Annotated in this window: 2 protein-coding genes and 1 pseudogene; all 3 read right to left on the reverse strand. The window is 67.7% G+C overall.

From position 1 onward, the window contains the following. Nucleotides 1-460, reverse strand: a pseudogene (locus AWB74_RS44310) (integrase); the annotation flags it as partial. 21 nt (nucleotides 461-481) lie between these two features. Next, nucleotides 482-709, reverse strand: a complete 228-nt coding sequence (locus tag AWB74_RS48095) for a hypothetical protein (RefSeq protein ID WP_061152771.1) — start codon at nucleotides 707-709, stop codon at nucleotides 482-484. A gap of 182 nt (nucleotides 710-891) precedes the next feature. Further along, nucleotides 892-1182, reverse strand: coding sequence for a hypothetical protein (locus AWB74_RS46275; protein WP_143749542.1), 291 nt, complete (start codon nucleotides 1180-1182; stop codon nucleotides 892-894). Between the last annotated feature and the right edge of the window lie 644 nt (nucleotides 1183-1826).

Genomic DNA, 1826 nt, shown 5'->3' on the forward strand with positions numbered 1-1826 from the left:
CCGACGACGTGCTGCGCGGCGATCGCCGATCGTCGGTCGTCTCGCCGATGCCTAGGTCTTCCCGACGCGCGAGCATGGCCCCCGCGCGCCGCGGCCCGGAATCGCCCATCAGCAAAATGGCTGCGCGCGCAGCGCGCCGCCGCCGAGCCTCCTCACCGGGCTCCGGCTCTATCCCACCAACGCTATCGCCGCGAGCGTCGAGTGCGGCCCGAACCTGCGCCCATAGCTTCGCCGGCAGCGCCCGATGGACTTGTACCGACAATTCCCTTGCGATGGTCGCCGGTTCATGCACCGCGCTCCACAGATTACCGGCCAGATAGCGCACCTCGACCAGCCACGCGAACGCGACGCGCAGTACGCGCACCGCATACGCCTGACCGTCGGCGGACGGGCCGTCAGGAGAAAACGGCCGCCAACGACCATTGGTGCGCGGACGCTTCGGTCCCGAGAACGACGCCAACGGCGCCTGCAAAAAGTCCTTTTATGCCTCGCAGTCCTCGACGCTCAGCGACGACAGCGCTTTGTGTCGGACCACCACGCTCCACAAAATCAGTCGCTCGAGCTCGCGCGTGTAGGCCCGCAGGGTCGTCGGCCGGTCACGATAGCGATGCAAGTACGCGTGCACGGCCTCGAGATCGTGCTCGGCGCGGATGAACGCAAAGCTGGCCGCTCGATTGAGGCCCGTCGCGCCCGACAACTCGGCGGGCACGGCGAGGTGCTCGAAGTAGCGCCACTGCCGCCTCGGGCATTACAGTAGTCGACCAGCGCGCCGAGCGTGCCGATGCCCTCGCCGTTCAGGCGCTGCGCGATCAGCGGCCCGAACCACAGGTGCACCGGACGGTGACCAGCGGGACGCCGCCAGCGTCGACGCCTGCTCGACCATGCGCAACGTTATCGCCGTGAGCTTCGCGCTGCCGTGCTGCTTGATCGACGCTCGCAGGCGATCGGCCAGGACCGACGAGCCATGCAGCAGCGCAGGTGCACCGGGTCGTCGCGCATCGTGCCCAGAAACCGCTCCATCGCGTCGGCACTGGCCGCGTGTGGCGAGCGCTCCGGATCGGAGTACAGCCGCGCCATGGGAGCCGCCGGCAGGCGCTGCACGAGAGCGCGCAGCGACGTGAAGTCGGTGCGGGTGTAGGTACGCGGCGGCGGTAGGGTCAGCTGTTGTGGTTGGTCAGCCATGGTGAGACGCGCTAGCTTGCGAAGCACTGCACCCAGACGAGAACCAACGCCTGCCGACGATGCGGTGAACGTTTCCGGACGGAGACGGTGAGCCGATACAGGGACATGCCCTGTCTATCGTCAAGGTCAAACCGATCTCGTCGCATGCCGCCCGCCGATGTCCGCGCCGATGGGTGGCGCTTGCGCACGCCGGGGACGGCATGCAAGGGCACGGCATTCCGCCGCGAGCGCGCCTGCGTGCAGCGGGCCCGAACGCAGCTACATCCGGGGCGCGGTCAGCCGAGCCTTCGTCCGTGCCGGTGACCATTCGACTATCGGCGAGGGGACCGTGGTGAATGTGCACTACTTCACGGTCTTACTCCGGAATGACGAGGCGCAGCCCCGGCAGGTCAGCGAAGTCCGCGCTATTCAAGGTCATCAACGCGTAGCCGTGTTCGATCGCTTGCGCGGCGATCCACAGGTCGTTGTACCGGGGCCGTGGCGAACGACCTCACTGTTTGACTGCCGCTGCGAGAACACCGAACGCCGCTGCGGTGTCCCGTGACACCTCCGAATTGGCCGCCGCTCGAGCTGTTGGAGTACGCCGCGCGCCCTGCCCGGTCGGTCGGAGCCGCACACGTCTGTACGCCGAAGCCAAGTTCACC

The organism is Caballeronia arvi, from assembly GCF_001544695.2.
Taxonomy (GTDB): Bacteria; Pseudomonadota; Gammaproteobacteria; order Burkholderiales; family Burkholderiaceae; genus Caballeronia; species Caballeronia arvi.